The sequence below is a fragment of the Enterobacter cloacae complex sp. ESBL7 genome (genome assembly GCF_041679625.1).
Classification (GTDB): Bacteria; Pseudomonadota; Gammaproteobacteria; order Enterobacterales; family Enterobacteriaceae; genus Enterobacter; species Enterobacter asburiae_B.
Genome location: NZ_JBGORN010000023.1, coordinates 1 through 2820, shown reverse-complemented (window position 1 = coordinate 2820; position 2820 = coordinate 1). Strand labels below are relative to the sequence as shown.

At 53.4% G+C, this 2820-nt stretch carries 1 rRNA gene; it reads right to left on the bottom strand.

Features of this window, described 5'->3' with window-relative positions:
• Positions 1 to 2795 (bottom strand): 23S ribosomal RNA (locus ACERY3_RS25210); the annotation flags it as partial.
• Positions 2796 to 2820 lie beyond the last annotated feature (25 nt).

Below are 2820 nucleotides of genomic sequence, written 5' to 3'. Positions count from 1 at the left end.
GTCAGGGAGAACTCATCTCGGGGCAAGTTTCGTGCTTAGATGCTTTCAGCACTTATCTTTTCCGCATTTAGCTACCGGGCAGTGCCATTGGCATGACAACCCGAACACCAGTGATGCGTCCACTCCGGTCCTCTCGTACTAGGAGCAGCCCCCCTCAATTCTCCAGCGCCCACGGCAGATAGGGACCGAACTGTCTCACGACGTTCTAAACCCAGCTCGCGTACCACTTTAAATGGCGAACAGCCATACCCTTGGGACCTACTTCAGCCCCAGGATGTGATGAGCCGACATCGAGGTGCCAAACACCGCCGTCGATATGAACTCTTGGGCGGTATCAGCCTGTTATCCCCGGAGTACCTTTTATCCGTTGAGCGATGGCCCTTCCATTCAGAACCACCGGATCACTATGACCTGCTTTCGCACCTGCTCGAGCCGTCACTCTCGCAGTCAAGCTAGCTTATGCCATTGCACTAACCTCCTGATGTCCGACCAGGATTAGCTAACCTTCGTGCTCCTCCGTTACTCTTTGGGAGGAGACCGCCCCAGTCAAACTACCCACCAGACACTGTCCGCAACCCGGATCACGGGTCTACGTTAGAACACCAGCCATTAAAGGGTGGTATTTCAAGGTTGGCTCCACGCAGACTGGCGTCCACGCTTCAAAGCCTCCCACCTATCCTACACATCAAGGACCAGTGTTCAGTGTCAAGCTATAGTAAAGGTTCACGGGGTCTTTCCGTCTTGCCGCGGGTACACTGCATCTTCACAGCGAGTTCAATTTCACTGAGTCTCGGGTGGAGACAGCCTGGCCATCATTACGCCATTCGTGCAGGTCGGAACTTACCCGACAAGGAATTTCGCTACCTTAGGACCGTTATAGTTACGGCCGCCGTTTACCGGGGCTTCGATCAAGAGCTTCGCGTTGCCGCTAACCCCATCAATTAACCTTCCGGCACCGGGCAGGCGTCACACCGTATACGTCCACTTTCGTGTTTGCACAGTGCTGTGTTTTTAATAAACAGTTGCAGCCAGCTGGTATCTTCGACTGATTTCAGCTCCACCCGCAGGGGCTTCACCTACATATCAGCGTGCCTTCTCCCGAAGTTACGGCACCATTTTGCCTAGTTCCTTCACCCGAGTTCTCTCAAGCGCCTTGGTATTCTCTACCTGACCACCTGTGTCGGTTTGGGGTACGATTTGATGTTACCTGATGCTTAGAGGCTTTTCCTGGAAGCAGGGCATTTGTTACTTCAGCACCGTAGTGCCTCGTCATCACACCTCAGCGTTAAAAAGGTACCGGATTTACCTGGAACCTCCGCCTACATGCTTAAACCGGGACAACCGTCGCCCGGCTAACATAGCCTTCTCCGTCCCCCCTTCGCAGTAACACCAAGTACAGGAATATTAACCTGTTTCCCATCGACTACGCCTTTCGGCCTCGCCTTAGGGGTCGACTCACCCTGCCCCGATTAACGTTGGACAGGAACCCTTGGTCTTCCGGCGAGCGGGCTTTTCACCCGCTTTATCGTTACTTATGTCAGCATTCGCACTTCTGATACCTCCAGCATGCCTCACAGCACACCTTCAACGGCTTACAGAACGCTCCCCTACCCAACAACGCATAAGCGTCGCTGCCGCAGCTTCGGTGCATGGTTTAGCCCCGTTACATCTTCCGCGCAGGCCGACTCGACCAGTGAGCTATTACGCTTTCTTTAAATGATGGCTGCTTCTAAGCCAACATCCTGGCTGTCTGTGCCTTCCCACATCGTTTCCCACTTAACCATGACTTTGGGACCTTAGCTGGCGGTCTGGGTTGTTTCCCTCTTCACGACGGACGTTAGCACCCGCCGTGTGTCTCCCGTGATAACATTCTTCGGTATTCGTAGTTTGCATCGGGTTGGTAAGCCGGGATGGCCCCCTAGCCGAAACAGTGCTCTACCCCCGAAGATGAGTTCACGAGGCGCTACCTAAATAGCTTTCGGGGAGAACCAGCTATCTCCCGGTTTGATTGGCCTTTCACCCCCAGCCACAAGTCATCCGCTAATTTTTCAACATTAGTCGGTTCGGTCCTCCAGTTAGTGTTACCCAACCTTCAACCTGCCCATGGCTAGATCACCGGGTTTCGGGTCTATACCCTGCAACTTAACGCCCAGTTAAGACTCGGTTTCCCTTCGGCTCCCCTATACGGTTAACCTTGCTACAGAATATAAGTCGCTGACCCATTATACAAAAGGTACGCAGTCACACCACGAAGGTGCTCCCACTGCTTGTACGTACACGGTTTCAGGTTCTTTTTCACTCCCCTCGCCGGGGTTCTTTTCGCCTTTCCCTCACGGTACTGGTTCACTATCGGTCAGTCAGGAGTATTTAGCCTTGGAGGATGGTCCCCCCATATTCAGACAGGATACCACGTGTCCCGCCCTACTCTTCGAGTTCACAACCTGTGTGCTTTCGTGTACGGGACTGTCACCCTGTACCGTGCGACTTTCCAGACGCTTCCACTAACACACAAGCTGATTCAGACTCTGGGCTGCTCCCCGTTCGCTCGCCGCTACTGGGGGAATCTCGGTTGATTTCTTTTCCTCGGGGTACTTAGATGTTTCAGTTCCCCCGGTTCGCCTCGTTAACCTATGTATTCAGTTAACGATAGTGCAACGAATTGCACTGGGTTTCCCCATTCGGACATCGCCGGGTCAAAGGTTCATATCACCTCGCCGGCGCTTTTCGCAGATTAGCACGTCCTTCATCGCCTCTGACTGCCAGGGCATCCACCGTGTACGCTTAGTCGCTTAACCTCACAACCCGAAGATGTTTCACTTC